Origin of the sequence: Streptococcus sp. HMSC064H09, from assembly GCF_001812625.1 — a bacterium.
Taxonomy (GTDB): domain Bacteria; phylum Bacillota; class Bacilli; order Lactobacillales; family Streptococcaceae; genus Streptococcus.
The window spans coordinates 31,569-33,949 of the sequence record NZ_KV809616.1; the positions used below are offsets into that span (position 1 = coordinate 31,569).

The 2,381-nt window shown below is 40.8% G+C and carries 1 protein-coding gene; it reads left to right on the plus strand.

Translation table 11 applies throughout. The annotated features are described in order from the left end of the window. On the plus strand, positions 1-2,381 hold a 2,381-nt coding region (locus HMPREF2867_RS08595; protein WP_141751020.1), incomplete at both ends, for an accessory Sec-dependent serine-rich glycoprotein adhesin.

Below are 2,381 nucleotides of genomic sequence, written 5' to 3' on the forward strand. Positions count from 1 at the left end.
TTCGTGCTGCAACATCTAACTTTGGACTTTTCAAAGTTGTTAAAGGTGGCGCAGATGCTCCGTCAGTAACAGTTCAAAATGTAGAAGAAAAATCTTCTCTTCTTTCAGGTACAGCTCTTCTTAAAGGGATTGCAGCAGCAGGTGCTGTGGCAGGTGGCGCAGTAGCAACTTACACTGCTCAAGCCGAAGAAACAACTGCACCAGCTATGGAAAGCCAAGCAACTACAAATCATGATATCATTGCTAACTCAGATTCAGTTGCCTTGAGCGCTGCTCCAGTATCAGAAACAGTAGCTTCAGAAGCTCCAGCATCAGCTAGTCAAGAGTCTACAAGCTCTTCAGTTGACGCTCAAGCAAGCACAGATGCTTCAGTTTCAGTATCACAATCTGTATCAGCAGAATTGTCACAAGCTATTTCAGAATCTGTATCACTTAGCAAAGTGAACTCAACTTCTGAAAGCCAATCACACACTGAAAGCAACAGTGGTTCAAACTCAGAATCATCTTCAGCTTCAGAATCAGCAACTTCAACAGCTGCAACTGCATCAGAAACAGCTACTCAAGAAGATGAAAAAACTATCTTGGATCAAAACGTTTCAGAAGCAGAATTGCTTGTAGGTATCGCTAAAGATTACCAAGCTAAGTTGACTGATACAGTAGCTAAAGCTGAAATCCAAACTGCTATCGCAACAGTTCAAGAAGAAGTTGCTAAATCAACAACATTGCTTGCTGCATCAGCAACAAACGCTGCTTACGCAGAACAACGTGAGCGCCTTGGTAACGCTGTTGATAACATGATGACTAAGATTACTGACAACGGTTTCACAGGTAACTCAGTAGTTAACGGTGTTGCAGCAGTTACTGCACAGTTGGCACCAATCTCAACAAGCACTACTGGTAGTGTAGATACTAACCCAGTTATTTCAAATGCTAATGGTGCAACGATTGAAGATGCAGCCTTCAATGAAGCTGGTTATGCTTTGGATCCAAACACAGATCGTTTCACTTTCGGTGTATGGCAATTCCTTAAAACAAACCACGCTACTGGTGCTAAAACAAACTTTGATTACTACGCTACACTTTCAGTAGACCGTTCAGCAATCACAGGTAGCCTTTCAGCTAACCCAGATGTTTACTTGCGTATCGTTAAGAAGTCTGATGGTTCAGAAGTTTACACTCGTACAATCAAAGCGGGAGAAAGCAATATCTCACTTCCAAGCTACATCACAAACAATAACTCTGATGTAACTAACACTTTGACATACGCAGCTGCTAACGGAACTAATCCAGGTAACGTTACCTTCTCATTGGTAAATGCTAACCTTGAGTATGAAACACTTCAAATCCGTGATACTAACTACCCAGGTAACCAAGGTGAAGACAAACAAAACGTTCAAACTTCTGTTCCTTATGCTAAAGCTGATCAAACAACTTACTATAAAGTCGTTGACAGTAGCAAGTACACAGAAGGTCAAACATACAAACCAACTGGAAATGAAACAGTTCTTGCAAGCTATACTCAAACAGGTCTTGCAGGGCAACAATTCACAGCCTCAGGAAATCGTGATGTTGCTGGTTACAAACCTGTAGCTGCCACAACAGATACAACTCAAAAAACATCAGGTATTCTCGGTAAGGGTGTTGTTGGACAAAAACTTGTCGAACTTCAAGGTGGAGCAAACCACTACTACGTGAAACGTATTTCTGAAATCGTTGATACTGATGGCTCAACTGTAACGAAATTCTACGCCCTTGATCCATCACAGGTTAACAATTTTGCTACATCAGATATTGGTACTGAAGATGTATCTAAGTACACACTAATCTATACAAGTAAAGTTAACAAAGCTGGTGAAGAGTGGAAAGCTGATGAGACAAAAGTTACAAAAGTAAACAGCAAAAATGGTGACTACTATATTGAAGTCAACGAAACAGCTGGAAGCAAATCACTCATTATCACTGGTTGGCAGTCTGCTACTGAGACAGATACTTATAAACAAATGGACGGAACTCTACATACTTATCCACGTCCATTCAAAGGTGCTCCAAGCACATCATTGACACCTGCCGGAGCTGGTAATAACAGTTACAACGTAATCGCTGGTAAAGTTCCAGAAATCCAAGCAGAAGGATCTGTTGCGAATGACCCAACAGCACCAAACGGAAAAGTATACTCTGAATTGAAGGGTTATTCATCATTCTCAAACAACTACTCAATTCCAACTGCGATTAAACCATCAACTGATGTGAACTATTACTTCGTTAAGATGAATGATTCTGAATCTGCTTCTCAATCGCAATCATTCTCAAACTCTGCATCAAACTCGCAATCCGAGTCAGAAGTAGTGTCTAAATCACAATCTTCATCAGAATCAGAAGTA